The sequence below is a fragment of the Mycobacterium sp. TH-M116 genome (assembly GCF_057473685.1).
The window spans coordinates 1-24900 of record NZ_JBYCLC010000064.1; the positions used below are offsets into that span (position 1 = coordinate 1).

At 68.7% G+C, this 24900-nt stretch carries 23 protein-coding genes and 5 pseudogenes; 16 read left to right on the top strand and 12 right to left on the bottom strand.

Annotated elements, in window-relative coordinates; genetic code table 11:
• Positions 1–94 precede the first annotated feature (94 nt).
• The 3 genes and pseudogenes from AC2VOK_RS03235 to AC2VOK_RS03245 form a co-directional block, all read left to right on the top strand.
• Positions 95–1027 (top strand): annotated as a pseudogene (locus AC2VOK_RS03235) (DUF2189 domain-containing protein); the annotation flags it as partial.
• 86 nt (positions 1028–1113) lie between these two features.
• Positions 1114–4428, top strand: a complete 3315-nt coding sequence (locus AC2VOK_RS03240) for a transglutaminase family protein (protein ID WP_428899202.1) — start codon at positions 1114–1116, stop codon at positions 4426–4428.
• Positions 4429–4451: 23 nt separating this feature from the next.
• On the top strand, positions 4452–7145 hold the full coding sequence (locus AC2VOK_RS03245) for a circularly permuted type 2 ATP-grasp protein (protein WP_428899221.1): 2694 nt from the start codon (positions 4452–4454) through the stop codon (positions 7143–7145).
• 16 nt (positions 7146–7161) lie between these two features.
• Here AC2VOK_RS03245 and AC2VOK_RS03250 read toward each other — a convergent pair whose 3' ends face one another.
• From AC2VOK_RS03250 to aspS, 3 genes are read right to left on the bottom strand one after another with little or no spacing between them, the layout of a single operon-like run.
• Entirely contained in the window at positions 7162–8205 is a 1044-nt protein-coding gene (locus tag AC2VOK_RS03250; protein WP_428899203.1) for a zinc-binding metallopeptidase family protein, read from the bottom strand.
• Complete coding sequence (locus AC2VOK_RS03255) at positions 8198–9139, bottom strand: transglutaminase family protein (RefSeq protein WP_428899204.1); 942 nt, start codon at positions 9137–9139, stop codon at positions 8198–8200. Before AC2VOK_RS03255 ends, AC2VOK_RS03250 begins: the two co-directional genes overlap by 8 nt.
• Positions 9140–9190: 51 nt before the next feature.
• Complete coding sequence (gene aspS / locus AC2VOK_RS03260) at positions 9191–11020, bottom strand: aspartate--tRNA ligase (RefSeq protein ID WP_428899205.1); 1830 nt, start codon at positions 11018–11020, stop codon at positions 9191–9193.
• 56 nt (positions 11021–11076) lie between these two features.
• On the opposite strand from aspS, the gene AC2VOK_RS03265 reads away from it, so the two are divergent.
• From AC2VOK_RS03265 to AC2VOK_RS03280, 4 genes are read left to right on the top strand one after another with little or no spacing between them, the layout of a single operon-like run.
• On the top strand, positions 11077–11985 hold the full coding sequence (locus tag AC2VOK_RS03265; protein WP_428899222.1) for an oxidoreductase: 909 nt from the start codon (positions 11077–11079) through the stop codon (positions 11983–11985).
• A 60-nt stretch (positions 11986–12045) separates the two neighbouring features.
• Positions 12046–12927, top strand: a complete 882-nt coding sequence (gene ypfJ, locus AC2VOK_RS03270) for a KPN_02809 family neutral zinc metallopeptidase (protein ID WP_428899206.1) — start codon at positions 12046–12048, stop codon at positions 12925–12927.
• A 56-nt stretch (positions 12928–12983) separates the two neighbouring features.
• Positions 12984–13640 (top strand): DUF5642 family protein, encoded by a 657-nt coding sequence (locus AC2VOK_RS03275; protein WP_428899207.1) that lies wholly within the window; start codon positions 12984–12986, stop codon positions 13638–13640.
• Positions 13641–13663: 23 nt separating this feature from the next.
• Positions 13664–14692, top strand: coding sequence for a hypothetical protein (locus AC2VOK_RS03280; protein ID WP_428899208.1), 1029 nt, complete (start codon positions 13664–13666; stop codon positions 14690–14692).
• Between the two features lie 45 nt (positions 14693–14737).
• On the opposite strand, the gene AC2VOK_RS03285 is transcribed toward AC2VOK_RS03280, so the two are convergent.
• Positions 14738–15604 (bottom strand): dihydrodipicolinate synthase family protein, encoded by an 867-nt coding sequence (locus AC2VOK_RS03285; protein WP_428899209.1) that lies wholly within the window; start codon positions 15602–15604, stop codon positions 14738–14740.
• On the bottom strand, positions 15601–16401 hold the full coding sequence (locus tag AC2VOK_RS03290) for an aldolase (protein WP_428899210.1): 801 nt from the start codon (positions 16399–16401) through the stop codon (positions 15601–15603). Before AC2VOK_RS03290 ends, AC2VOK_RS03285 begins: the two co-directional genes overlap by 4 nt.
• 50 nt (positions 16402–16451) lie before the next feature.
• Between AC2VOK_RS03290 and AC2VOK_RS03295 the strand changes: the two genes are divergently transcribed.
• Positions 16452–16976: a helix-turn-helix domain-containing protein gene (locus tag AC2VOK_RS03295; RefSeq protein WP_428899211.1), complete on the top strand. Its 525-nt coding sequence runs from the start codon at positions 16452–16454 to the stop codon at positions 16974–16976.
• Here AC2VOK_RS03295 and AC2VOK_RS03300 read toward each other — a convergent pair.
• Positions 16951–17394 carry a hypothetical protein gene (locus AC2VOK_RS03300; protein ID WP_421530362.1) on the bottom strand — a complete coding sequence of 148 codons (444 nt, stop codon included), beginning with the start codon at positions 17392–17394 and terminating at the stop codon, positions 16951–16953. The two genes, AC2VOK_RS03295 and AC2VOK_RS03300, sit on opposite strands and share 26 nt — an antisense overlap.
• A gap of 97 nt (positions 17395–17491) precedes the next feature.
• Here AC2VOK_RS03300 and AC2VOK_RS03305 point away from each other — a divergent pair, with 97 nt between their 5' ends.
• Complete coding sequence (locus AC2VOK_RS03305) at positions 17492–19084, top strand: purple acid phosphatase family protein (protein ID WP_428899212.1); 1593 nt, start codon at positions 17492–17494, stop codon at positions 19082–19084.
• A 353-nt stretch (positions 19085–19437) separates the two neighbouring features.
• On the opposite strand, the gene AC2VOK_RS03310 is transcribed toward AC2VOK_RS03305, so the two are convergent.
• On the bottom strand, positions 19438–19578 hold the full coding sequence (locus tag AC2VOK_RS03310) for a hypothetical protein (RefSeq protein ID WP_428899213.1): 141 nt from the start codon (positions 19576–19578) through the stop codon (positions 19438–19440).
• A 73-nt stretch (positions 19579–19651) separates the two neighbouring features.
• On the opposite strand from AC2VOK_RS03310, the pseudogene AC2VOK_RS03315 reads away from it, so the two are divergent.
• The 4 genes and pseudogenes from AC2VOK_RS03315 to AC2VOK_RS03330 form a co-directional block, all read left to right on the top strand.
• Positions 19652–19753, top strand: a pseudogene (locus AC2VOK_RS03315) (DUF2510 domain-containing protein); the annotation flags it as partial.
• Positions 19754–19846: 93 nt separating this feature from the next.
• Positions 19847–20047 carry a hypothetical protein gene (locus tag AC2VOK_RS03320; protein ID WP_407688010.1) on the top strand — a complete coding sequence of 67 codons (201 nt, stop codon included), beginning with the start codon at positions 19847–19849 and terminating at the stop codon, positions 20045–20047.
• Positions 20048–20169: 122 nt separating this feature from the next.
• Positions 20170–20451 (top strand): hypothetical protein, encoded by a 282-nt coding sequence (locus AC2VOK_RS03325; RefSeq protein ID WP_428899214.1) that lies wholly within the window; start codon positions 20170–20172, stop codon positions 20449–20451.
• A complete protein-coding gene (locus AC2VOK_RS03330; RefSeq protein WP_428899215.1) occupies positions 20448–20801 on the top strand; it encodes a hypothetical protein in 354 nt (117 codons plus the stop codon). The genes AC2VOK_RS03325 and AC2VOK_RS03330 overlap by 4 nt, the downstream gene beginning before the upstream one ends.
• 330 nt (positions 20802–21131) lie before the next feature.
• Here the strand turns inward: AC2VOK_RS03330 and AC2VOK_RS03335 are convergent, their stop codons facing one another.
• Both AC2VOK_RS03335 and AC2VOK_RS03340 read right to left on the bottom strand, forming a co-directional pair.
• Entirely contained in the window at positions 21132–21440 is a 309-nt protein-coding gene (locus AC2VOK_RS03335) for a plasmid mobilization protein (RefSeq protein WP_428899216.1), read from the bottom strand.
• Positions 21437–21754 (bottom strand): transposase, encoded by a 318-nt coding sequence (locus AC2VOK_RS03340; RefSeq protein ID WP_428899217.1) that lies wholly within the window; start codon positions 21752–21754, stop codon positions 21437–21439. The genes AC2VOK_RS03335 and AC2VOK_RS03340 overlap by 4 nt, the downstream gene beginning before the upstream one ends.
• 402 nt (positions 21755–22156) lie before the next feature.
• Here AC2VOK_RS03340 and AC2VOK_RS03345 point away from each other — a divergent pair, with 402 nt between their 5' ends.
• Both AC2VOK_RS03345 and AC2VOK_RS03350 read left to right on the top strand, forming a co-directional pair.
• The gene (locus tag AC2VOK_RS03345) at positions 22157–22438 is read left to right on the top strand and encodes a hypothetical protein (protein WP_428899218.1); all 282 of its coding nucleotides are present in this window, start codon (positions 22157–22159) and stop codon (positions 22436–22438) included.
• Positions 22439–22509: 71 nt separating this feature from the next.
• Positions 22510–22788 (top strand): hypothetical protein, encoded by a 279-nt coding sequence (locus tag AC2VOK_RS03350; protein ID WP_428899219.1) that lies wholly within the window; start codon positions 22510–22512, stop codon positions 22786–22788.
• Between the two features lie 209 nt (positions 22789–22997).
• Here the strand turns inward: AC2VOK_RS03350 and AC2VOK_RS03355 are convergent, their stop codons facing one another.
• Positions 22998–23573 carry a hypothetical protein gene (locus AC2VOK_RS03355; protein ID WP_428899220.1) on the bottom strand — a complete coding sequence of 192 codons (576 nt, stop codon included), beginning with the start codon at positions 23571–23573 and terminating at the stop codon, positions 22998–23000.
• 359 nt (positions 23574–23932) lie between these two features.
• Here AC2VOK_RS03355 and AC2VOK_RS03360 point away from each other — a divergent pair.
• Positions 23933–24079, top strand: a pseudogene (locus AC2VOK_RS03360) (ATP-binding protein); the annotation flags it as partial.
• Positions 24080–24141: 62 nt separating this feature from the next.
• Here AC2VOK_RS03360 and AC2VOK_RS03365 read toward each other — a convergent pair.
• Positions 24142–24591 (bottom strand): annotated as a pseudogene (locus tag AC2VOK_RS03365) (helix-turn-helix domain-containing protein); the annotation flags it as partial.
• A 118-nt stretch (positions 24592–24709) separates the two neighbouring features.
• Positions 24710–24900 (bottom strand): annotated as a pseudogene (locus tag AC2VOK_RS03370) (helix-turn-helix domain-containing protein); the annotation flags it as partial.

Genomic DNA, 24900 nt, shown 5'->3' on the forward strand with positions numbered 1-24900 from the left:
AGAGCATCCAGGCAATCCGGAGTTTCAAGGCAATCCGGAGCAGGCGGGCGGCCCGGCCGGCCCCCCACCCGGCTACGGCCCCCCACCCGGCTACGGCGGACCCCCTCCACCCCCGCCCGGCTACGGCCCCCCGCCCGGCTATGGCGGCCCCCCACCCGGCTACGGGCCCCCGCCCGGCTACGGCGGACCCCCACCCGGCTACGGGCCCCCGCCCGGCTACGGGCCACCACCCGGCTACGGCCCCCCACCGGGCTACGGCGGCCCCCCGCCCCCCCCACCCGGCTACGGACCCCCACCCAAGCCCCCGTTCAGCATCGGCGAAGCGTTCGGCTGGGCGTGGAAGAAGTTCACGCAGAACGCCGTCACGCTGATCGTTCCCGCCCTCGTGTACGGGCTGCTGCTCAGCGCCGCCTACGGTCTGATCGCCCTGAGCACCGGCATGGCCACCACGATCACCAGCTCCGACGACTACACCAGTGCCACAACGAATCTCGGCCCGGGCGAGTGGGCTGTCATGGTGATCGGCTATCTCCTGGTCTTCGCGGTGGGGGTGTTCGCGCAGTCCGCATTCCTGACCGGATGCCTCGACATCGCCGACGGGCGGCCCGTGACCATCGGGGCGTTCTTCAAGCCGCGCAACTTCGGCCCGGTCATCCTGGCGGCGCTGCTCGTCAGCGTCCTCAGCGCGCTCGCCTCGACCTTGTGCTTCCTTCCCGGCCTCATCTTCGGCATCTTCGCGATGTTCACGGTTCCGTTCGCCATCGACCGCGCGCAACCGCCAGTCACCGCGCTGACGTCCAGTTTGTCGACGGTCTGGTCGAACTTCGGCAACGCCCTGCTGGCCTGGCTGGTACAGGTTGCGGTGGTCGCCATCGGCGCGCTGGTGTGCGGCGTCGGCCTGCTGGTGGCGCTTCCCGTCGCCGCGCTGATCCTGATCTACACCTACCGCACGCTGTCGGGCGGGCGGGTCGTGCCGCTCGAACAGGGCTACCAGCAGGGGCCACCGCCGGGATACCAGCCGTTCTAGCACCGGCCGGCTGACCGCGCCGGGGCCTTGTCTCCACCGCCCCGCTGTGCTGCGGCCTTCGGGTGGCTGTGGTCCAATCAGCGGTTATGAGCATCAAAGTTGCGCTGGAGCACCGCACCAGCTACACCTTTGACCGCCTGGTCCGCGTCTACCCGCACGTGGTGCGGCTGCGCCCGGCGCCCCACTCCCGAACGCCGATCGAGGCCTACTCGCTGCGCGTCGAACCCGAAGAACACTTCATCAACTGGCAGCAGGACGCCGTGGGCAATTTCCTGGCCCGGCTGGTGTTCCCCAACCCCATGACCCGCCTGACCATCACCGTCGGGCTCATCGCCGACCTCAAGGTGATCAACCCGTTCGACTTCTTCATCGAGGACTGGGCCGAGACCTGGCCCCCCGGCGGGCTGGCCTACCCCAAGTCGCTGGCCGACGACCTCGAGCCCTACCTGCGGCCGGTCGACGAGAATGGCGAAAAATCGGGGCCCGGAGACCTCGTCCGCGCGTGGGTGCGCAACTTCTCCGTGCCCGAGGGCACCCGCACCATCGACTTCCTGGTCGCCCTCAACCACGCCGTCAACGCCGACGTCGCCTACAGCGTGCGCATGCAACCCGGCGTCCAGACACCGGATCTCACGCTGCGCAGCGGGGTCGGCTCGTGCCGCGACTCGGCCTGGCTGCTGGTGTCGATCCTGCGCCGGTTCGGGCTGGCCGCCCGTTTCGTATCGGGTTACCTCGTCCAGCTGGCTTCCGACGTGGAGGCCCTCGACGGGCCGTCGGGGCCCGCCGCCGACTTCACCGACCTGCACGCCTGGACCGAGGTCTACATCCCCGGCGCGGGCTGGATCGGCCTGGACCCGACGTCAGGGCTGTTCGCCGGCGAGGGCCACATCCCGCTGGCGGCCACGCCCCAACCGGCCAGCGCGGCGCCCATCAGCGGCGGCACCGAGCCCTGCGAAGCGGTGCTGGAGTTCTCCAACACCGTCACCCGCGTGCGCGAGGACCCGCGCGTGACGCTGCCCTACACCGACGAGGCGTGGCGGTCGATCTGCGAGGTCGGCCACCACGTCGACGAGCGGTTGGCCGCCGCCGACGTGCGCCTCACCATGGGCGGGGAACCGACGTTCGTGTCGGTGGACAATCAGGTCGACGAGGAATGGACGACGGCCGCAGACGGCCCGCACAAGCGGCAGCGGGCATCCGACCTGGCCGCCCGGCTGAAAGCGGCGTGGGCTCCGCAGGGGCTGATCCAGCGCGGGCAGGGCCGGTGGTATCCGGGCGAGCCGCTGCCGCGCTGGGAGATCGCGCTCTACTGGCGCACCGACGGCCGGCCGCTGTGGACCGACGGTGCGCTGCTGGCCGACCCGTGGGCCGCCGAACCGGCCCTGCCCTCCGATGCCGACGCGGCCCGCGTGGTGCTCGCCGGCATCGCCGACGGCCTGGGTCTGCCGGCATCCCAGGTGCGACCCGCCTATGAGGATCCGCTGCACCGGCTGGCGGCCAAGGTGCGCCTGCCCGAAGGGGATCCGGTGGATCCGGCCGACGACCTCGCCGACGACTCGCCGGCCCGACGCGCCGCACTGCTGGCCCGCCTCGACGAATCACTGAGCGCGCCTGCGGCTTTCGTACTGCCGCTACACCGGCGCGAAGACGGCCTCGGGTGGGCCAGCGCGGACTGGCGGCTGCGCCGCGGCCGGGTCGTCCTGCTGGCCGGCGACTCCCCCGCGGGTCTGCGCTTGCCGCTGGACTCGATCAGCTGGCAACCACCCAACCCCACATTCGAGGCCGATCCCCTGACTGCGGGCGACGCGCCGGCCACGGACTCGACGGGCGCGGTGGTCACCGACCCCGACGGGGCGCCGCCGACCGCGCTGGTCGCCGAGGTCCGGGACGGGTACCTGCACCTCTTCCTGCCGCCGACCGCGGCGCTGGAACACTTCACCGACCTCGTTGCCCGCGTCGAGGCCGCGGTGGCGAACGCCGGGTGCGCGGTCGTGATCGAGGGATACGGACCGCCGCCGGATCCGCGCCTGCGCTCGACGACGATCACCCCCGACCCGGGCGTGATCGAGGTCAACGTCACGCCCACGGCCGGCTTCGCCGAACAGGGACGGATGCTGGACACCCTGTACCAGCAGGCCCGGCTGGCCCGGCTGTCGACGGAGTCGTTCGACGTCGACGGCACCCACGGCGGCACCGGCGGCGGCAACCACATCACGCTCGGCGGCGTCACCCCGGCGGACTCGCCGCTGCTGCGCCGCCCGGACCTGCTGGTCTCGCTGCTGACGTACTGGCAGCGGCATCCGTCGCTGTCCTACCTGTTCGCCGGGCGATTCATCGGCACCACGTCGCAGGCCCCGCGCGTCGACGAGGGACGCGCCGAGGCGCTCTACGAACTCGAGATCGCGTTCGCCGAGATCGCGCGGGTGGCGGCCGGCGGAGGAGCCAAACCGTGGCTGGCCGACCGCGCGCTGCGCCACCTGCTGACCGACATCACCGGCAACACCCACCGCTCCGAGTTCTGCATCGACAAGCTCTACAACCCCGACAGCCCCCGCGGCCGGCTCGGCCTGCTGGAGCTGCGCGGGTTCGAGATGCCACCGCACCTACGCATGGCGATGGTGCAGTCGCTGCTGGTGCGCGCGCTGGTGGCATGGTTCTGGGAGCAACCGCTGCGCGCGCCCCTGATCCGCCACGGCGACAACCTGCACGGTCGATACCTGTTGCCGCACTTCATCATCCATGACATCGCCGACGTCGCCGCGGATCTGCGCGCACACGGCATCGCCTTCGAGACCAGCTGGCTGGACCCATTCACCGAGTTCCGCTTCCCACGCATCGGCACCGCCGTTTTCGAGGGCGTGGAGATGGAGCTGCGTGGCGCGATCGAGCCGTGGAACACCCTGGGCGAGGAGGCAGGCGCGACGGGCACCGTCCGCTACGTCGACTCCTCGGTCGAGCGGATCCAGGTCCGCGTCATCGGCGCCGACCGGCACCGCTACGTCGTGACGTGCAACGGCCACCCGGTGCCGCTGCTGGCCACCGACAAACCGGACGTCGACGTCGGCGGCGTGCGGTTCAAGGCGTGGCAGCCACCCAGTGCGCTGCACCCGACCATCTCGGCCGACGGTCCGCTGCAGTTCGAGCTGGTGGACCTGAACTCCGGGACGTCCCGCGGTGGCTGCACCTACCACGTCACCCATCCGGGCGGGCGCGCCTACGACGAGCCGCCCGTCAACGCCGTCGAAGCCGAGGCCCGCCGCGCCCGCCGCTTCGAGGCGACCGGCTTCACCCCGGGCAAGCTCGACCTGGCCGGCCTCCGGGAGAAGCAGGCCCGCATGTTCACCGACGTCGGCGCGCCGGGCATCCTCGACCTGCGCCGGGTGCGTACCGTGCAGCAGTGATGGCATTCCCGGACAACACGGCCATGGCGCTCGCCACCGACGAATGGCCGGTGAAGGCTTCTTCGGCGTCAGGCGGCCACCACGACGCCGATCGGCTGCTGGCCGGATACCGCGCCGCGCGTGCCCAGGAAGCGCTGTTCGACCTGAGGGAGGACGCCGGGACCAGCCCGGCGATCGGGTTCGACGAATTCGTCGACCGCGACGGGGCCGTGCGCCCGGCCTGGCACGAGTTGGCCGACGCGGTCGCGGAGCGGGGCCGGGCCGGCCTGGACCGGCTGCGCTCGGTGGTGCGCACCCTGATCGACAACGACGGCATCAACTACACCGAGGTGGGCCCGGGCGGCGCAACCGCTGCGCAGGGGCTGGAACCGCGGCCCTGGCAGCTGGACACGCTGCCGATCGTGTTGTCCGCGGCGGACTGGGAAACGCTGGAGGCCGGGCTGCTGCAGCGCTCGCGCCTGCTCGACGCGGTGCTCGCCGACCTCTACGGGCCGCGCCGCTTGCTCACCGAGGGCCTGCTGCCCCCGGAATTGGTGTTCGCCCATCCCGGTTATGTGCGCTGGGCCAACGGGATCGAGATCCCCGGACACCACCAGTTGTTCATGCACGCGTGCGACCTCAGCCGGCTGCCCGACGGCAGCTTCGCGGTCAACGCCGACTGGACGCAGGCTCCGTCGGGCGCCGGCTACGCGCTGGCCGACCGGCGCGTGATCGCGCGCGCGATCCCGGACCTCTACGAGAGGATCGCGCCACGGCCGACGACACCGTTCGCCCAGGCGCTGCGGCTGGCGCTGATCGACGCGGCACCCGACGTCGCGCAGGACCCAGTGGTCGTGGTGCTCAGCCCGGGCATCTACTCCGAAACCTCGTTCGATCAGGCGTATCTGGCGACGCTGCTGGGCTTTCCGCTGGTGGAGAGCTCCGACCTGGTGGTGCGCGAAGGTACGGTGTGGATGCGTTCGCTGGGAACCTTGAAACGCGTCGACGTGGTGCTCCGCCGCGTCGACGCGCTGTACACCGACCCGCTGGACCTGCGAGCCGACTCCCGCCTCGGGGTGGCCGGCCTGGTGGAGGCGCAGCACCGCGGGACGGTGACCGTGGTCAACACGCTGGGCAGCGGCATCCTGGAAAGCCCTGGGCTGCTGCGCTTTTTGCCCGGGCTTGCCGGCCGGCTGCTCGCCGAAACCCCATTGCTGGACACCGCGCCGCTGTACTGGGGCGGCATCGCCGCCGAACGCTCGCACCTGCTGGCCAACCTGTCGTCGCTGCTGGTGAAATCGACCGTCGGCAGGGCAACTCTTGTCGGACCCACGCTTTCGTCGCAACAACTGGCGGAACTGGCCGCGCGCATCGAGAGCATGCCCTGGCAGTGGGTGGGCCAGGAGCTTCCGAGGTTCTCGTCGGCGCCCACCGACCATGCCGGGGTGCTGGCGTCGGCCGGTGTCGGGATGCGCTTGTTCACGGTGGCCCAACGCGGTGGTTACGCTCCCATGATCGGCGGCGTGGGTTACGTACTGGCTCCGGGAACCGGAGCCTACACCCTCAAAACTGTTGCAGCCAAGGATATCTGGGTGCGTCCGACGGAACGCGCGCGGGCCGAGGCGGTGACGGTGCCGGCGCCGGTGCCGCCGGCCAAGACGCCGGTGCCTGCGGCCAAGACCGGGGCGGGAACCTGGGCGGTCAGTTCGCCGCGGGTGCTGTCCGACCTGTTCTGGATCGGTCGCTACGGCGAGCGCGCCGAGAACATGGCCAGGCTGTTGATCGTGACCCGCGACCGTTTCCACGTTTACCGCCACCACCAGGACACCGAGGAAAGCGCGTGCGTGCCGGTGCTGATGGCTGCGTTGGGCGCGATCACCGGGACCGACACCGGAACCGACGGCGACGAGGCCGAGATGATCGCGGTCGCGCCCTCGACGCTGTGGTCATTGACCATGGATCCGGGCCGGTCCGGGTCACTGGTGCAGTCGGTGGAGGGACTGGGGCTGGCCGCACGGGCGGTACGCGACCAGCTGTCCAACGACACGTGGATGGTGCTGGCCGGGGTGGAGCGCGCGATCGCCCACCGGGCCGACCCGCCGAACTCGCTGACCGAGGCCGACGCGCTGCTGGCGACGGCGCAGGCGCAGACGCTGGCCGGGATGCTCACGTTGTCGGGGGTCGCTGCCGAGTCCATGGTGCGCGACGCGGGCTGGACGATGATGGACATCGGCAAGCGCATCGAGCGGGGCCTGTGGCTCACGGTCCTGCTGCAGGCCACGCTGGCCGTTGTCCGGCCGGCCGCGGCCGAACAGATCATCATCGAGGCGACGCTGGTGGCCTGCGAATCGTCGGTGACCTACCGGCGCCGGACGGCGGGCGCGGTGAGCGTCGCCGCGATGGCCGAGCTGATGCTGTTCGACGCCGCGAACCCGCGGTCGTTGCTGCACCAGGTGGAGCGGCTGCGGGCCCACCTGCGGGACCTGCCCGGGTCGTCGGGTTCGTCGCGCCCGGAGCGGCTGGTCGACGAGATCGGCACCCTGCTGCGCCGGTCCCATCCCGCCGAGCTCGAGCAGGTCAGCGGCGAGGGGCGCCGCGCGGAGCTCGCCGACTTGCTGGCCGGGATACACGCCGGGCTGCGCGATCTGGCCGAGGCGATCACCGCGACGCAGCTGGCGCTGCCCGGCCACATGCAGCCGTTGTGGGGGCCCGACGAACGACGGGTGATGCCGGCCTGAGGCGGCCACCGGCTCGCTACGCTGCGGGCCGGCCCGAATCCGACGTCACCTCGTCGATCACGGTGTGGATGAATTTCATCTTCTCCAGCACCGCGGGGGGCAGCACGAACGGATACAGGTCGCCGCGGCCCATCGACCGGTTCACCATGTTCAGCGCCCACGACAGCGGCAGCCACATGTCGATGATGGTCGCAAAGGCGCTGGGACCCAAGATGGTTCGGTCGAACGTCGCCGTCGCCGATGCGAAACCGCACCAAGCCGAGGTGTCCAGGGTGTCGCGGATGTGCAGGTAGTGGGCGAACGTCTCGGCCCAGTCCTCGGCGGGATGCATGGTCGCATACGACGACACGAACCGTTGCGACCAGCCGTCGGGTGCGCCCTGGCTGTAGTGGCGGTCCAGTGCCGCGGAGTAGTCGGCGCCGGGATCGCCGAACAGCTCGTTGAAGCGGGCCAGGTAGTCGCCGGACGGGCAGATCAGCCGGTAGAAGTAGTAGTGCCCGATCTCGTGGCGGAAGTGCCCGAGCAGGGTCCGGTAAGGCTCCTCCATCTCGACCCGCAGCTGCTCGCGGTGCACGTCGTCGCCTTCGGCCAGATCCAGTGTGATGATGCCGTCCTCGTGCCCGGTGAACACCTTCTCGTGCGCGCTGGACAGCAGGCGGAAGGCCAGGCCGTAGTCGGGGTCCATATCACGGCCGACGATCGGCAGCTTGAGCTCGTGCAGCTCGGCGATGAGCCGTCGCTTGGCCGCCTCGGCGCTGGCAAACGCGGCCAGGCCGTCGGCGTCGGCGTCGTTGGGCCGCTCGATGGTCAGTGCGCACGAGTCGCAGAGCCCGCCGGAACTCTTGGATACGAGCCAATTGCATTCGGCGAGATGAAGATTCGCGCACAGCTGATATTCGTCGGCATCCACGGCACCCGCGTGCTCGCCCTGCCCGCCCGCGGCGATCACGAGCAGGGCCATCTGGTTGAGGGAGAACCCCAACGCGCTGCCGCACGACAGACACGCGGAGTTCTCGAACGTCAGGCGCTGACCACAGCTGGGGCATTGGAAGTCACGCATGCACGACGTCGCCTTCGACAGGACCTGAGTACGGCACCACGTCGACCGCGACGTCGATGACGCTGTGCTCGGAGTTGGTGTAGATGACACCGCGCAGCGGCGGGACATCCGCGTAGTCGCGGCCGCGGCCGACGACGATATAGCGCTCGTCGACCATCTGGTCGTTGGTGGGGTCCAGGCCCAGCCACTCGAGGTGGCCGGGATCCTGCGGAGTCCACACCGCGGCCCAGGCGTGTGTGGCGTCGATTCCGATCATCCGATCCTTCCCCGGCGGCGGGTCGGTGGCCAGGTATCCGGAGACATAACAGGCCGCCAAACCGTTGGCTCGCAGACAGGCGATCGCCAGCCTGGCAAAGTCCTGGCATACCCCTTCCCGGGCGGCCAGAACCTCACCCACCCCGGTCGAAATCGTCGTCGAGCCCGAGCGGTAGCTGAAATCGGTGAAGATCCGCGACGCCAGGTCCCGCAGCACCTCCACCAACGGGCGCCCGGGCGCGAAGCTGGGTGCGGCATAGCGGCGCACCTCATCGGTGATCTCCGGCGGGTCCAGGTCGAGTGTGAACTCCAGCGCCAGAGCTCCCGCGGGCCCCGCCGGCCGGGCGGTCTCCCACGGCTGCAGTGCCGGTCCGCTGCTGTAGAGCGTCGGCGCCGGCGGGTACACGTCGACGACGGAGTCACTGATGATCGTCAGGGTGCGGTGCGGCTCGGTGACGTGGAAGTAGGAACTGGTGTTGCCGTAGCTGTCCTGGCTGGTGGAGACGTCAGCCGGCGCCGGCTCGATGTGCAACCGGTGCGCGACGCAGCGCTGCCGCGGCGAATCACGCGGCGTGAGGAAACCGCGGCCGTACGAGCTCGTGACCACCGCGGAGTAGCGATACTGGGTGCGGTGTGTGACGCGATGGCGGCGGGCGACCCCGTCCTGGGATTCTGGCAAGACCCCTCCTCCTCACGGCTGATCACATCACATGCCGCGCGACTTCGGCGGTCACGGCTCATGCTCATCGCTTCGCGCTGCATCGTCGCCGGCGCGGCTCATGCCCGGTCCGCCTGCTCGGGGCCGGACATCTATTCCGGACTCCTTGCGCTGCTGGGCGGTGATCGGCGCCGGTGCGTCGGTGAGCGGGTCCACCCCGCCGCCGGTCTTCGGGAAGGCGATCACCTCGCGGATGGAGTCCACCCGCGACAGCAGCGCGTTGATCCGGTCCCAGCCGAACGCGATCCCGCCGTGCGGCGGCGCGCCGAAGGTGAACGCCTCCAACAGGAATCCGAACTTCTCTTCGGCCTCGGCCCGCTCGATGCCCATCACCGCGAACACCTTCTCCTGGATGTCGCGGCGGTGGATGCGGATCGAGCCGCCGCCGATCTCGTTGCCGTTGCAGACGATGTCGTAGGCGTCGGCGAGCACACTGCCGGGATCGGTGTCGATCGCGCCGGCGTGCCCGGGCTTGGGCGCCGTGAACGCGTGGTGCACCGCGGTCCACGCCCCGGACCCGACGGCCACGTCGCCGGCGGCGGTCGCGTCGGCGGCGGGCTCGAACAGCGGCGGGTCCACCACCCAGACGAACGCCCAGGCGTCGGGGTCGATCAGGCCCAGCCGGTGGGCGATCTCACCGCGGGCCGCACCCAAAAGGGCCCGCGAGGGCTTCGCCGGGCCCGCGGCGAAGAAGACGCAGTCCCCCGGCTTCGCCCCGACGTGCGCGGCCAGACCGGCGCGCTCGGCGTCGGTCAGGTTCTTGGCCACCGGGCCGCCCAGCGTGCCGTCCTCGGCGACCAGCACGTAGGCCAGCCCCTTGTGCCCGCGCTGCTTGGCCCACTCCTGCCAGCCGTCCAGGGTGCGCCGCGGCTGCGACGCCCCGCCGGGCATCACCACCGCGCCGACATACGGCGCCTGGAACACCCGAAACGTGGTGTCTGTGAAGAACTCCGCGCACTCGACGAGCTCCAGCCCGAACCGCATGTCGGGCTTGTCGGAGCCGAAGCGCCGCATCGCCTCGGCGTAGCTGATCCGCGGGATGGGCCGGGGGATCTCGTAGCCGATCAGCGCCCACAACGCGGACAGGATCTCCTCGGAGACCGCGATGACGTCCTGGGCGTCGACGAAGCTCATCTCCATGTCGAGCTGGGTGAACTCGGGCTGGCGGTCGGCGCGGAAGTCCTCGTCGCGGTAGCAGCGGGCGATCTGGTAGTAGCGCTCCATCCCGGCCACCATCAGCAACTGCTTGAACAGCTGCGGGCTCTGCGGCAGCGCGTAGAACGAACCCGGGTGCAGGCGGGCCGGAACCAGGAAGTCGCGGGCGCCCTCCGGCGTCGACCGGGTGATGGTCGGCGTCTCGACCTCGACGAAGTCGTGCCCCGCCAGCACCGCACGGGCGGCCGCATTCACCTTGGAGCGCAACCGCATTGCGGCAGCCGGGCCGTCGCGGCGCAGGTCGAGGTAGCGGTACTTCAGCCGCAGCTCCTCACCGGCGGGCTCGTCGAACTGGAACGGCAGCGGCGCGCTCTCCCCCAGCACGGTCAGCTCCGCGGCGTTGACCTCGATGTCGCCGGTGGCGATCTCCGGGTTGGCGTTGCCCTCGGGCCGGACCTCGACGACCCCGCAGACCGCGACGCAGAACTCGGCGCGCAGCCGATGCGCCTGCGCCAAAACCTCCGGGTCGCGGAACACCACCTGCGCGGTGCCGGAGGAATCCCGCAGGTCGATGAAGATGACGCCGCCGTGGTCGCGGCGCCGCGCCACCCAGCCGGCCAGCGTCACCCGCTGTCCGGCGTCGCTTTTGCGTAGCGATCCGGCGGCGTGGCTGCGCAGCACGAACACTCCTTTTCACCCGGCTTGAAACGAATGCCCAGTCTAGAGGAGGTAGTTTCGGTGCTATTGCCACTAACCCTCCAACCAGGATCGCACTCGTGGGTCCCGGCGCCGTCGGCACGACGGTCGCCGCGTTGCTGCACCGGGCCGGCCACCCGGTGCTGGTCTGCGGGCGCACCCCCCGCGACCGCATTGAGCTGCGGCCCGACGGCGCGGAGCCCATCGTGGTGCCCGGCCCGGTGCACACAGATCCCGCGGATACCGACGGGATCGACGGCCCGGCCGACGTGGTGATCCTGGCGGTCAAGGCCACCCAGACCGTCGACGCCGCCGCCTGGCTGGCCCGCCTGTGCGCCGAACACACCATCGTGGCCGTGCTGCAGAACGGGGTGGAGCAGGTCGAGCAGGTGCGGCCGCACTGCCCGTCGTCGCCGGTGATCCCGGGGATCGTGTGGTATTCGGCCGAAACCCAGCCGGCGGGGTGGGTGCGGCTGCGCACCGAGGCCGCGCTGGTGCTGCCCACCGGGCCCGCGGCCGACACGGTTGCCGGGCTGTTGCGCGGCGCCGGCTGCCGGGTGGACTGCGACCCCGACTTCGTCACGGCCGCATGGCGCAAACTGCTCGTCAACGCGCTGGCCGGATTCATGGTGCTGGCCGGGCGCCGTTCGGGAATGTTCCGCCGCGATGACGTCGCGGCGCTCGCGCGGCGTTACGTCACCGAATGCCTCGCGGTGGCCCGGGCCGAAGGGGCCCGGCTCGCCGACGACGTGGCCGAGGAGCTGGTCGAGCTGTTCCGTCGGGCCCCCGAGGACCTGGGCACCTCGATGCTGGCCGACCGGGAGAACCGTCGGCGCCTGGAATGGGACATCCGCAACGGCGTGGTCGTACGCAAGGCGCGCGCCCACGGCCTGGCCACGCCGATCAGCGATGTTGTGGTGCCGCTTCTGGCCGCGGCGGGCGACGGCCCCGGCTAAGTTGATGGCCATGTTCCCCTTTCCCCTGCGAACCCGGTCCGACCTCGTGAGGAGCGCGCGATGACCTTCAACGAGGGGATGCAGATCGACACCAGCAACTCGTCGACGTCCGGGGGCGTCGGCGGGGCGCGGATCGCGCTGGGCGGCGGCATCGGCGGGTTGGTGATCCTGCTCGCGGCGTTGTTCTTCGGGGTCGATCCCGGCGGCATCACCGGCCAGCAGCCCATGGACACCCGCGACGACGTGGCCAGCGGCTTCGACCTCAGCCGGTGCCGGACCGGGGCCGACGCCAACACGTACGTGCAGTGCCGCGTGGTGGCGACCGGCAATTCGGTGGACGCGGTCTGGCATCAGCTGATGCGCGACTACACCCGCCCGCACATGCGCCTGTTCACCGGCAGCGTCAACACCGGCTGCGGTCCGGCTACCAGCGCGGTCGGCCCGTTCTACTGCCCGGCCGACCAGACGGCCTACTTCGACACCGACTTCTTCCAGGTTCTCGTCACCCGATTCGGTTCCAGCGGTGGGCCGTTCGCGCAGGAATACGTCGTGGCCCACGAATACGGCCATCACGTGCAGCAACTGCAAGGCATCACCGGCCGTTCCCGGCAAGGCGCCCAGGGCGCCCTGGGCAACGGCGTGCGCACCGAGTTGCAGGCGGACTGCTACGCCGGGGTGTGGGCCCACTACGCGTCGACCGTCAAACAGGAGAGCACCGGCGTGCCGTATCTGGAGCCCTTGAGCGACAAGGACATCCACGACGCCCTCTCGGCCGCGGCGTCAGTGGGCGACGACCGCATCCAGAAGGCCGCGACCGGACACATCGACCCCGAGTCGTGGACGCACGGATCCTCGACCCAGCGGCAGAAGTGGTTCACCACCGGCTACCGCACCGGCGACCCCAACAAATGCGACACCTTCTCGGCCGGCGATCTCGGTTGAACCGCGTGTCGCCGGGCGGCCTCGGCAGCGACGCAGCGCTTCGGTACATTGCCAGGGTGTCCGTCCTCAAGGCATCACTCGGCCTGGTCTGCCTCGGCTTGGTCGCGGCCTGCTCGTCGAGCAAGCCGGCCCACCCGACGGACATCAAGAAGGTCTTCACCATCGAGTCGACATTCGGGCCCGAATACCGTGTCAAGGGCAAAGGCCCCACCGGGATCGACCCGCAGTTGGAGGGGTCGCAGGGCCTGCCTCCCAATGTGATCTTCGAACCCACGGACTGCGGCAAATACACCAGCGGGCAGCGCCTGCCGCTGGGCACCCAGGGCAAGATGGCCGCCGTGTTCGCCGAGGGCAAGGGGAACCGGTTCGTCACGGTCGCCTTCCAGACCGCCGAGGAACTGCCTTTCGACGCCGTCCCCGAGCAGTGCAAACACGTGTCGTTCAGCGGTCCCAATGTCAACGGTGTCGTGGACGTGGTGGACGCACCGACGATCGAGGGCGCCCACACCCAGGGCACCTACCGCCAGGTTCAGGCCAAAGTCCACGACAAGGAGCAGTCCCAGGAGGTCTACCACTTCGCCGCCTACCTCGGGCGGGCGTTGGTGGTGGTCACCGCGACCCCGCTGGCGGCGCCCAACCAGCCCTCGTCGCCGATCGACGTCGACCGGGCGCGCCGTCTCCTGGCCGATGCCGTTTCGGCCGTCCGCGGCTGAGTCGCTGGCTAGGCTTGAACCCTGTGACGTCGGATGACGAAGATGCGCCGGTACGCAGCAACCGCCCGAAGTGGGCTTTGCTGGCGCTGACGGCGGTCGCGGTGCTGGCCGCCGCATTGGCCACCTCGACGCTGCTTGGCCACACCGGGGCCAACGATCCGTCGTCGACTTCGTCGTCGGGGTCAGCCGTCGGCGCAACGTCGGACATCGCCAGCGCCCATGACGACGGCCCGGTCACCGTGGTCATCGACGATCCCACGTGTGGGCCGTGGACAGCCATCAACAACAGCCTCGCAAGCGGCGGGCAGCGGCTGTGGAACGACCGGGACCGGTCTGTTCCGGCGTCGGCGTGGAACGACAAACAACGCATCCAGTTCCTCGCCGCCGGCCAGGCGATGGGCAACGCCGCGGCGCAGAGCGTCGGGTTGGTCAAACTCACGCCGCATCGGGTGGTGCGAGAACTCTACGAGCAGTTCATCGCCTACACGCGCGCCTACGTCGAGCACCTCCCGCACTACGTCCCCGCCGACGACACCCTGGCGGGCACCGCGAACAGCGCATCCTCGGCGCTGGGCGCGATCTGCGCCGCAGTGGCCGACGGCTCGGCAGCCGAGCGCGGACCACTCGTGCCACCACCGGCCCCGCCGTCGCAGATCGCGCCAGTGGGCAACATCGCCCACCCCCAGCGCTTCCTCACCAAATCCAATCCTGTGTGCTCCGAATGGAAATCCGCGCTGGACGAGTTCGGCGAAAAAACCGCTGACTGGCAGACGATCAACCCCAACGTCCCCTCCTTGTGGTGGAACAAGGAGCAAAAGGCGACCAACTTCGCCGTCGCACCGGTGATGAACGCCTATGCCGGCAAGCTGGAACTGCTCGGCCGGCGCGCCGGTAACCCCACGCTGCAGGACTTCGCGGTGCTCTCGGCGCAGTACCGGCGCGCGTTCGTCACGGCGATACCGACCTATAGCCCGGGGGACAACCATCTGGCCAACGCCGCGAACTACGCCTCCACCACCGTTCTCGGCGCCTGCGCTGCCCTGCCCGAATAGCACCCGAGGGTCAGCGTCAGCAGCTTTGACCGCGCGCGAGCGCGCTCAGGCGCCCGCCAGCAAATCCCGCAGCGCCGCACGACCCCGCTCGTCGAGCGGCAGCAACGGCGGGCGCGGGTCACCGACCGGGAAGCCGAGCAGTTCCAGTCCTGCCTTGACGGTGGTGGCCAGCCCCCCGGCGACGATGAACTCCAGCAGTCCCTTGAGGTCGTCGTAGCGGGCCCGCGCCGTGTCGAGGTCGCCCGCGCGCACCGCGTCGTACAGGTCGATGCACGGCTGCGGCCGCAGATTCGGTGCGGCCGTGCACCATCCGGAGGCACCGGCCAACAGCGCGTCGAGCACCAGCGGGTTGCTGCCGTTGTAGAACGGCAACCGGCCGCCGGACAGTTCGGCGATGCGCCGCATCCGGGACAGGTCGCCGGTGGATTCCTTGACCATCGTGAGGTTCTCGATGGCCTCGAACATGGCGACGAGCAACTCGGGGCGCATGTCCACCCCGCTGGTGGCCGGGTTGTTGTAGGCCATGATCGGGATCTCGACGGCGTCGCCGATGCGGCGGTAGTGCTCGACGATCTCGCGTTCGGTGAGCTTCCAGTAGGAGACCGGCAGGACCATCACCGCGGCAGCGCCGGCCCGTTGCGCGTAGGCGGCGCGCCGAACGGTCCTGGCGGTCGTCACGTCCGACACACCCACGACCACGGGGACCCGGCCGGCGACGGTGGCGAGGGTGGTGTCGACCACGCTGTCGAACTCGGGTTCCTCCAGATAGGCCAGCTCGCCGGTGCTGCCCAGCGGGGCGACCGCATGCACGCCGTCGGCGACCAGTCTGTCCACCAGCGCGGCCAGCCGCGCCGTGTCGACACCGGTGTCGGCGAACGGGGTCACCGGGTAGGCGATGATGCCGTGGATCACTGCGGGCCCCCTGCGTTGGTCAGCGCGTCGGGATGCCGGGCCAGCGCACGGCGCGCGTAGTAGGCGAAGTTGGCGCGGCTGCGCTGCGGAGTCAGCGTCCAGTCGTGGGCCTCGCGGGCCAGCTGCCCGGGCAGTTGCCGGACGGTGCCGGCGGCCATGGCGGCCAGCTGCAGCTTGGCGGCGCGCTCGATCAGGATGCCCAACGAGCACGCCTCCTCGATGCTGGCCCCGGCCACCACCTGACCGTGATGCGCCAGCAGTATCGCCTTCTTGTCGCCGAGTGCTGCGGTGATGATCTCGCCCTCCTCGTTGCCCACCGGCACGCCGGGCCAGTCGGCCAGGAACGCGCAGTCGTCGTAGAGCGGCGTGGTGTCCATGTGGGAGACGACCAAGGGCACCTCGAGCATCGACAGCGCCGCGACATGGAAGGCGTGGGTGTGCACGATACAGTGGACGTCGGGTCGCGCGCGATAGATCCAGCTGTGAAAACGGTTGGCTGGGTTGGGTATTCCGTCCCCGTCGAGGACGTTCAGGTCCTCGTCGACCAGCAGCAGGTTGTCGTCGGTGATCTCGTCGAAGCCGAGCCCCAGCCGCTGGGTGTAGTAGGTTCCCGCCGCTTCGGCGCGCGCGGTGATCTGACCGGTGAGCCCCGAATCGTGCCCGGCGTCGAACAGGGCGCGGCAGGTCAGCGCCAGCTTCTGGCGGGTGGTCAACTGCGGCTCGTCGATGTGGGCGCGCAGCTGCTCGGCGGCCCGGCGCATCAAGTCGGATTTGGAATCCGAGAACGTGCCCACCATGTGACACAATGTAGCACTGTAGGACACAGTGTGTCATGAAAGGGGTTCCGGTGACGGCACTGCTGCGCGCGGTCCGCCGAGAACGCGGGCTGACGCTCGAGGAGTTGGCCGCCGCCACCGGACTGACCAAGAGCTACCTGTCGAAAGTCGAGCGCGAACTCAGCACGCCGTCGATCGCGGTCGCCCTCAAGGTCGCGCGGGCGCTCGACGTCGACGTCGGGCGGCTGTTCTGCGACGGGGCGGCCTCCGAGAAGATCGCCGTCGACCGGGCCGGGCCTGCGCCCGGCGTGCGCTATCGGGCGCTGGGGGCCGCGTTGCTCGGAAAGTCCATGTCGCCGTTTGTCGTTCGTCCGGCCGAGCATGCCGCCGAGGATCCGCATCCCGAGCACGCAGGTCAGGAGTTCGTGTTCGTGCACGCCGGAAACATCGAACTCGAGTACGGGGACCGGACGCTCACGCTCGGCGCCGGCGACAGCGCCTACTTCGACGCGTCGATCAGCCACCGGATCCGGGCGGTGGGCGGCCGATCGGCCGAGGTCGTCGTGGTCGCTACCAGGGACGCGTCGAGCAGGTGACGCCGGTGGTGGCGTTCTGGGTCACCACGACCTTGCCGTCCACAGCGATCTCGCAGTGGAGTTCGGGGGTGGAACCCGAGCCGCAGTCCGGCCAGTGGCACCCGCCACTGGCGTTGACGAACGCCCACTGGTCCGGGTTGGCCAGCGTGGTCGTGTACACGAGCGGCTCCCCCGCGGTGTACACCGCCTGCACGGTGCTCATGTACTGCGCGGAGTTGGCGTCGAAGGCGGATTGGCTCGGCGGATCGCTGTTCATGTACCGGACCTGGCCGGTCAGGTTACCGGTGGTGGTGACGGTGTAGGTGACCTGGTGGCCGGCCGGCTCCGCATGGGAACTCGCAGGTGCAACAACCGCCGTGAAGGCCGTCGCGAAGGCGGCCGCAGCCAACCCGCTGATCGCTTTTCGCACGTTCGTCATGTCGGAAACGGTACCGAATTCGTTACGGACAGCCCGGCCGAAACCGTGTTCACCGGTCGATATGCTCGCGGTCGCCCGCATCGGGTATGAAGCATGCATGACCGACGAATCGGAACCGCCCGGTACCGTCAGCCGCCGCAGGCTGTTGACGACAGGCGCCGTGGCCGCGGCCGGTGTCGGCCTCGGCGCGGGCGTCGGGCTGGGTGCCGGGGCGCTGTTGTGGTCGCACCCGCACGGACCGACGGTCTGGTATCAGCCGGAGCGCACCGGCGCGCCGCCGGTGTCCGGGCTGCACCTGCAGTTCGGCAGGAACGCCGCCACGGAGGTGGTGGTGTCCTGGCACACCACCGAGGCCGTCCGCAATCCGCGCGTCATGCTGGGAACGCCCGCGTCGGGTTTCGGGCGCACCGTGACGGCCGAGACCCGCACCTACCGGGACGCCAAGTCCAACAACGAGGTTCGGGTCAACCACGCCCGCCTGACGAACCTGACCCCCGATTCGGACTACGTTTACGCCGCGGTGCACGACGGCACCGACCCGGTGACCGGGACGGTGCGAACGGCACCGTACGGGCGAAAGTCATTGTGTTTCACCAGCTTCGGTGACCAGTCGACTCCCTCGCTGGACAAGTTGGCCGACGGCGGCTACGGCACCGACAACATCGGGTCGCCGGCGGCCGCCGACACCACGATGGCGATCGAACGCATCGGGCCGTTGTTCAACCTGGTCAACGGCGACCTGTGCTACGCCAACCTCGCCCACGACCGAATCCGCACCTGGTCGAACTGGTTCGAGAACAACACGCGCTCGGCGCGTTACCGACCGTGGATGCCCGCGGCGGGCAACCACGAGAACGAGTTGGGCAACGGGCCGGTCGGTTACGCCGCCTACCAGACGTACTTCGCGGTGCCCGAGTCGGGCGCCGCGGAGGAGTTGCGCGGCCTGTGGTACTCGTTCACCGCGGGCTCGGTGCGGGTGATCAGCCTCAGCAACGACGACGTGTGCTTCCAGGACGGCGGCAACTCCTACGTGCACGGCTATTCCGGTGGCGAACAGAAGCGCTGGCTCGAGCGCGAATTGGCCGACGCGCGACATGACCCGGACGTCGACTGGGTGGTGGTGTGCATGCATCAGACGGCGATCTCGACCGCCAACCACACCAACGGCGCCGACCTGGGCATCCGCGAGCAGTGGCTGCCGCTGTTCGACCAGTACGGGGTCGACCTGGTGGTGTGCGGCCACGAGCACCACTACGAGCGGTCGCATCCGGTGCGCGGGACTCTGGGCACCGAGACGCTCACGCCGAGACCCGTCGAAACGGGCGACGGGATGATCGACGCGACCCTGGGCACGGTGCACCTGGTCATCGGCGGGGGCGGGACGTCGCTGCCGTCCAACGGAATGTTCTTCCCTGACCAGCACTGCCGTGTGGTGATGGGTGTGGGCCCGTTCGATCCCGCGATCGGGCGCAAGGCGCCGATCTATGTGACCGAGGAGGCGCCGTGGTCGGCGTTTCGCGACCGCGACTACCCTCACGGCTTCGCAGCGTTCGAGGTCGACCCGGGCTCCCCCGGCGGCAACACGTCGATCAAGGCGACGCACTACGCGCTGAGCGGGCCGTTCGGCGCGATGACCGTCGTCGACGAATTCACCCTCACCAAGCCCCGCGCGGACAAGCCCTCACCGTAGAACATGGTCGGCTGAACGGGTTGCGACACCGCTGCCGCCGCGTCAGCGCCCCGTCATCGTCGAGCTCCCCATATCAGAACGGCGGGGGTTCCTCGTCGCCGGGGAATTCGTGGGCCCCGAACCCTGACGTGGCCCGGGCTTGTCGGGGGGGTTTGTCGGGCTCGGCGGTTGTGGTTGCGTTCGGTGGTGATTCGGGTGGCGCGGTGTTGGGCGCGGGTGCGGGCGCGCCGCGGCATCATCGCGGTGCGCTCGGCGCAGTAGTCCTGGGGGGTGGGGTCGATTTCGGGGGCGGGACAGCCGCCGACGGCGCGGGCCAGGCTGGGGAACAGCAGTGCGCTGCCGGGGGTGCTCAGCTAGGTGTGCCCGGACGAGGAGGTCAGGATCAGGGTTCCGTCGGGCAGCTGTTTTTCACCCCAGCCCAGGAAGGTTTTGATCAGATGATGGTAGCGACTGGCCAAACGACACATCAGAAATTTTTGGTGCTCGTCGCGCACGCGCGCACAGTGGCGTTGCAACCCCGCCACCTGACCCGGGTGCCCTACGCTAAAGGGCCATGTGGGGAACAGCATGACGGCACCGCCACCACCGCCAGGCTGGTATCCAGACCCCGACGGCGCTAATACTCAGCGATATTTCGACGGGACAAAGTGGACCGATCACCTCGCGCCATCCAACCCGCCGTACGGCCCTGGTCCGTTGTCGCCACCGAACCCACAATCTGAACGACCACGCCAGGCAAAATCTGTGCGGCCATTCGTCATAATGGCGATCGCTGGCCCCGTCATCGCCCTGGTGTCTTTTATCCTTATGCAGCTGGCCTTTGGTGCCGCTGATAGCGGCGGCTCCGGGACGCTATTGTTTCAGATCCTAGGCTTCGTCTTGTTTTTGGTCTGGTTGGCCAGCATCCCCGCGACGATCGTTGGCATCATCGTCGCAATCGTGCGGAGTGTTGGACAGCGTTGAAGCGCCTTGACCCCAACGTGAGTTTTGCACAGGCATTTCAGGTTCGTTGCAAGTCGTTACTATGCCCTCTGCGGAAAGGTTATCGGGGGATAAACCCGTACGGATTGTCGTACGATGCTGGTATGGCGAACGTCGTGACCACCGGTGAGGCGAGAGATGCGCTGCACAAGATCGCCCAACGCTTCGACGCCGGCGAGGGCGAGCCGGTGTACTTCGGCTCACACCGCCGGGCCCAGGGCGTCATCGTCCCCGTGGCGGTGTGGGAGACGCTGCTCGATGCCGCCGAGGATGAGCTCGACGCAGAGCTGGCCCGCGACCGGATCACTCGAGACGATGGACGCCAATTAAGCCGCGCGGAGGTGAACGACGTCTTCGACCGGCTTCGTGCTGGCCGCTCCGCGTGAGCGGAGAAAAACAGCGACCTGCCCGGTATCGGCTTACCTTCGCATTGGACGTTCCGGCCGATCTCGTGGCCGTGCAGCAGGCCGACCCGGCTGCACTGGATGCGGCGCAGGCCATTTTCGATGACCTGGCGCACGGGCGGGTGCAGGGCAAGCTACTCGGTGAGCGGCGCGTCAGCGGCGATCTCACCGGACTTGCACGGGTCAAGTTCGACATCCCAAGCCAGCGGCCTCGACGATTCCGCTTGATTTACCGACAAGTCGATGACGACACCCGCCACGTCATAGCCATCGGGGTCCGCGACGAGCACGCCATCTACCGGACGGCTGTTCACCGAGTCGCGAAGGCCTGATCCCCCGACGCTGGACGCCCGCAGAGCCGATCCTCTATCGACGACTACTTCGAGGGCGGCCGTGACCTCAGCTCGGGGAGCCTTGGGCTTTTTCCGTAGGGCGTCTTCGGCAGAGCTACTACCACGACGATCGTATCGACTAATCTTGACATGATCGAGCTCATTACCATTGAGAAACATTACTTTTCAGTTATAGGCAGCGCACCCATGCTGGCACAATTGCGTAAATGATCCATGGGCTGCCGGCACACCGATTTCACCTTGGTGACAAGGCGGGAATCTACCCCCTTGGCGCTCGGCCGAGAAGGTGGCGCCAGACAGGTGCCGCCGTTAGGCCGGCCGCTTGAACACTTCGCGTTCGAGCCGTGCCAGCCGCTCGGCTATGGTCCCCGACTCACAATGATCTTCGGCGTGGAGTCGATCAACGGCCCATACCCGAATGAGGGTCGACAGCGACATTCCCGCTTTACGGGCGGACTGACTCAGTCGCTCGTGCTCATCGGCTGCCAAGCGCACCGAAACCACGGTCTGACGGCCAAGATTGGGACGGCTGGTCGTGACATGCTCAGGCACCGGGCCACCCTGGTAGGCCTCCGCACGCGCGCCTTCGTCGGCGAGCAAATCATCAATCCGGCTCATTCTTGCTGCTCCTCACTGTAGAGACTCCGGTCCTGCTCATTCGCCATCCAGGCATTGCTGCCCCACCAATCGCCATCGGGGCGCTCATCAGGGTCAGCGTCGGGGGATACCAAAATCACTGTCAGCACCGCTCGTACTGACGGCGAATAACCGATCACCCGAATCGACAGGCCCGACCGGCTGGCCGGGTCAGGCGCTTGCCAGACGGCGTGACGGTCGTTAACCGCCTCATCCGCCCAGGTCGCAGAGATGCCGTGCCGCTCCCCGATGTAGCCGGTCCGCTTACTCCAGTCAACCCGCACGTCAACCCGCACGCCTACAATATACTACGAAAAACTACGATACTGCGGATGCGTCATTCAGGTACAAGACGGCGTTACTCGCCCTCCCGTGCGGTTACCGACATCCGCCGCGACGCTTTAGCTCAAGTACACGTTAGCTCAAGTACACGAGGGGCGGATTCGCTTAGCCAGCATTCGGCCCACGCCCTCCGGTTCCGCACTCAACGGCGCTCAAGTAGACCCACGCACACGGGCCACCTCCCATGTCGCAAACAACACCCCATGCCCTCGCTGACGCTTTTACCAGCAATTTTACCGATTTCTACGGCCAAAAACGACACAGGCACCTCAGGTTTGTCGCAAGTTGGGAATCTACCCTCACCTCTGAGATGCCGGCACGTAACAAACCAGTACGGATTGTCGTACGATATCGTTATGGCGAAGGTTGTGACCACGGGTGAGGCGAGAGATGCGCTGCACAGGATTGCCCAACGCTTCGACGCCGGCGAAGGGGAGCCGGTGTACTTCGGCTCGCACCGCAGGGCTCAGGGTGTCATCGTCCCTGTGGCGGTATGGGAGAAGCTGCTCGAGGCCGCCGAGGATGAGCTTGATGCAGAGTTGGCTCGCGGCCGGCTCGCTCGAGACGATGGACGACACTTGAGCCACGGTGAGGTGAACGAGGTCCTCGACCGGCTTCGCGCTGGCCGCTCTGCGTGAGCGGAGATCAGCAGCGACCCGGCTGTTACCGCCTTACCTTCGCATTGGGCGTTCCGGCCGACCTCGTGGCCGTGCAGAAGACCGACCCGGCCGCATTGGAGGCGGCGCAGGCCATCATCGACGACCTGGCGCACGGGCGGGTGCGGGGAAAGCTACTCGGCGAGCGGCGCGTCAGCGGCGACCTCACCGGACTCGCACGGGTCAAGTTCGATATCCGAAGCCGGCGACCGCAACGATTCCGCTTGATTTATCAACAAGTCGATGAGAGCACTCGCCATGTCGTAGCCATCGGGGTCCGCGATGAGCACGCCATATACCGGACAGCTCTTCGCCGGGTCACGCAGGCCTGATCCCTCAACGATGGAGATCGGCACTGTCCGCAAGCCGACCTCATGTTAACCACGGCTTCGCGGCCTGCCGACAATATCGCTCGGGGATAGCTTCGTGATGTTTACCGCTGGGTATAGACCAACATCCGTGGGATCCCGCCCCATCAACGACTCGCGAGAACGCATTATTGATCGGTCTTGGCGGACCTTGGCCGATCGATATGAACTCGTCAGTCGAACAGGCTGCGCTGGGTGCATTTGTCGCTGAGTTGGTTATGCGCCCACTGCCGGATAGATGCGTCGGGATCGTTGGCCGCCAGCGTCCGCACCAGGTCGTGCTCGCCGTCGACCAGCAGCCTTTCGAAGGCTGTCTTGCGGGGCGTTTTATGTCCCCATGCCAGCGCCGTAGTCATTACGGCGCGCCGCTGATCCGGGTCGAGGTAGTCGACTGCGTGAACGGTTCCAGTCACTATGGCGGCCGCCTCGCGTGCGGGCAGCGACCGCGCGCGATCGAGCGCCTCGCCCGCTGAAACTCGGTGTCGCATCAACACGCGGACGGCGGCCCAGGTCCGTAGCGGCGGCCAAACGTTGCGGTGCGCGGTTGTGGGGGTGTCCGGATGCACCTGGATCGTCCGGCCCGGCCCCGGCGAGTTGGGGCCGTACTCAACCCAGGTGGTGCCGAGCCACCAGTAGGGGTGCCGGTATTGCACCCGGTCCTGCCACAGCAGCACGTCCGCGAGCCGGTCCTGGTCGTCATCGTCGAGAATCCCCGAATCCACTATGCCGGCGATCACGTCGGCGCTCACCCTGTGCCATCGCCAGTCGGTGCACAGCAGCAGAGCCGAGTCGAAGGCACCCGGCTCACCGCCGCAGTGGAGGCGCCGGAATGGATATCACGCTCGATGAGAGCCGGTGTTCCGCTGTGGGGTGAGCCACTGTTCCGTTGGAGGGTGAGCCACTGCGACGTTATCGGGTGAGCCGTGGCACCGTTATGCCGGTCGAGGTTCGAGTATGCGCGCAGCATCGGTGTTGGCGTGGGGACCGGTGCCGGCGGGACGCGTGGTGCCCCGTCCCGCCGGACGCTGGTTAGCCGAGTTGGCTGAAGTGCTTGCGCATCGATTCATCGCAGGTCAGCACGGTGGCGTGAGCGTTGGTGGTGATGCGATCGATGATCGCGGCAATGCTCGACCGCCTGCTGCACCGCTCGGTCGTCATCAACCTAGACGGCGAGTCCTACCGGTTACGCGACCACCACGCCGCCGCGGAAACGCTACGCCGGGCCACCACCGGCACCCGCCAACAACTACACTGACCGCTGCTCACAGGTGAGGAATTTCGGCGAGCACAGCCGGGGATTTTCGATGAGCGCCGTCAAAACACCGCCGGGGCCTCACCGGCGGCCGGCCCCATCAACTCCAGCCGGTGAAAATGGCGCAGCAGGGTGGACTCCGAAGGCGTCCACCCGGTCGCCGTGCGCAGGATGCGAGCCACCTGCGTGGCGGTGCGGGTCGGATTCTCCCGCTTGAGCGACGCGGCCAGCTCCAGCACCTGCGCATCGGTACGCGCCGCCAGCCGCCGCGGTGCGGGCACCAGCGCCTCGAACCCGCCAGCGCGGTAGCGCCGTATCCAGCGGTCCAGCGTCTCCCGCGAGATACGCACCTGGTTGCCGAATGGGTCGGTATGGGTCTGGGCGGCGATCGCGCGCACCAGCTTGCCGCGCTGCTTGGTTGACAACCCCTCATCCAGGGCCGGGCAGATCAGCTGATAGCGGAACAACCCGATCGCTTGGGCCCGCTCGCGGCGCTTGTGCTCCTCCAACGACATCTTCTCGGTTTTCCTCTCCAATCGAAGGCCCTGCCCGAAACCGTTGCCGGGCAGGTGCCTTGGTGAGGATCACCGATCATGCCGCTTGCGCGTCAGGGGCGATTCGTGTTGCGCAGCCTCAGCCCCGTGGTGGCGACCATCGCGGTGCCAGCAGCCGACCACCACTGGCCGCGACCGCCACCTGATCCGGCGTCACCGCGCCCAGCAACCCGCCCGCACCGAAGCGGAACCGGAACGCCACGGTCGCGGTCGCCACCGCGACCAACACATCGCGCCACGCACAACCCGTCCCGTCCGGGATCACCACGT

Bases quoted from the DNA above. Each gene is read 5' to 3' on its own strand.
- AC2VOK_RS03240 (WP_428899202.1), top strand. From the start codon at position 1,114: ATGAGCATCAAAGTTGCGCTGGAGCACCGCACCAGCTACACCTTTGAC.
- AC2VOK_RS03245 (WP_428899221.1), top strand. From the start codon at position 4,452: ATGGCGCTCGCCACCGACGAATGGCCGGTGAAGGCTTCTTCGGCGTCA.
- AC2VOK_RS03250 (WP_428899203.1), bottom strand. From the start codon at position 8,205: ATGCGTGACTTCCAATGCCCCAGCTGTGGTCAGCGCCTGACGTTCGAG.
- ypfJ (WP_428899206.1), top strand. From the start codon at position 12,046: ATGACCTTCAACGAGGGGATGCAGATCGACACCAGCAACTCGTCGACG.
- AC2VOK_RS03290 (WP_428899210.1), bottom strand. From the start codon at position 16,401: ATGGTGGGCACGTTCTCGGATTCCAAATCCGACTTGATGCGCCGGGCC.
- AC2VOK_RS03300 (WP_421530362.1), bottom strand. From the start codon at position 17,394: ATGACGAACGTGCGAAAAGCGATCAGCGGGTTGGCTGCGGCCGCCTTC.
- AC2VOK_RS03305 (WP_428899212.1), top strand. From the start codon at position 17,492: ATGACCGACGAATCGGAACCGCCCGGTACCGTCAGCCGCCGCAGGCTG.
- AC2VOK_RS03320 (WP_407688010.1), top strand. From the start codon at position 19,847: ATGGCGATCGCTGGCCCCGTCATCGCCCTGGTGTCTTTTATCCTTATG.
- AC2VOK_RS03325 (WP_428899214.1), top strand. From the start codon at position 20,170: ATGGCGAACGTCGTGACCACCGGTGAGGCGAGAGATGCGCTGCACAAG.
- AC2VOK_RS03335 (WP_428899216.1), bottom strand. From the start codon at position 21,440: ATGAGCCGGATTGATGATTTGCTCGCCGACGAAGGCGCGCGTGCGGAG.
- AC2VOK_RS03345 (WP_428899218.1), top strand. From the start codon at position 22,157: ATGGCGAAGGTTGTGACCACGGGTGAGGCGAGAGATGCGCTGCACAGG.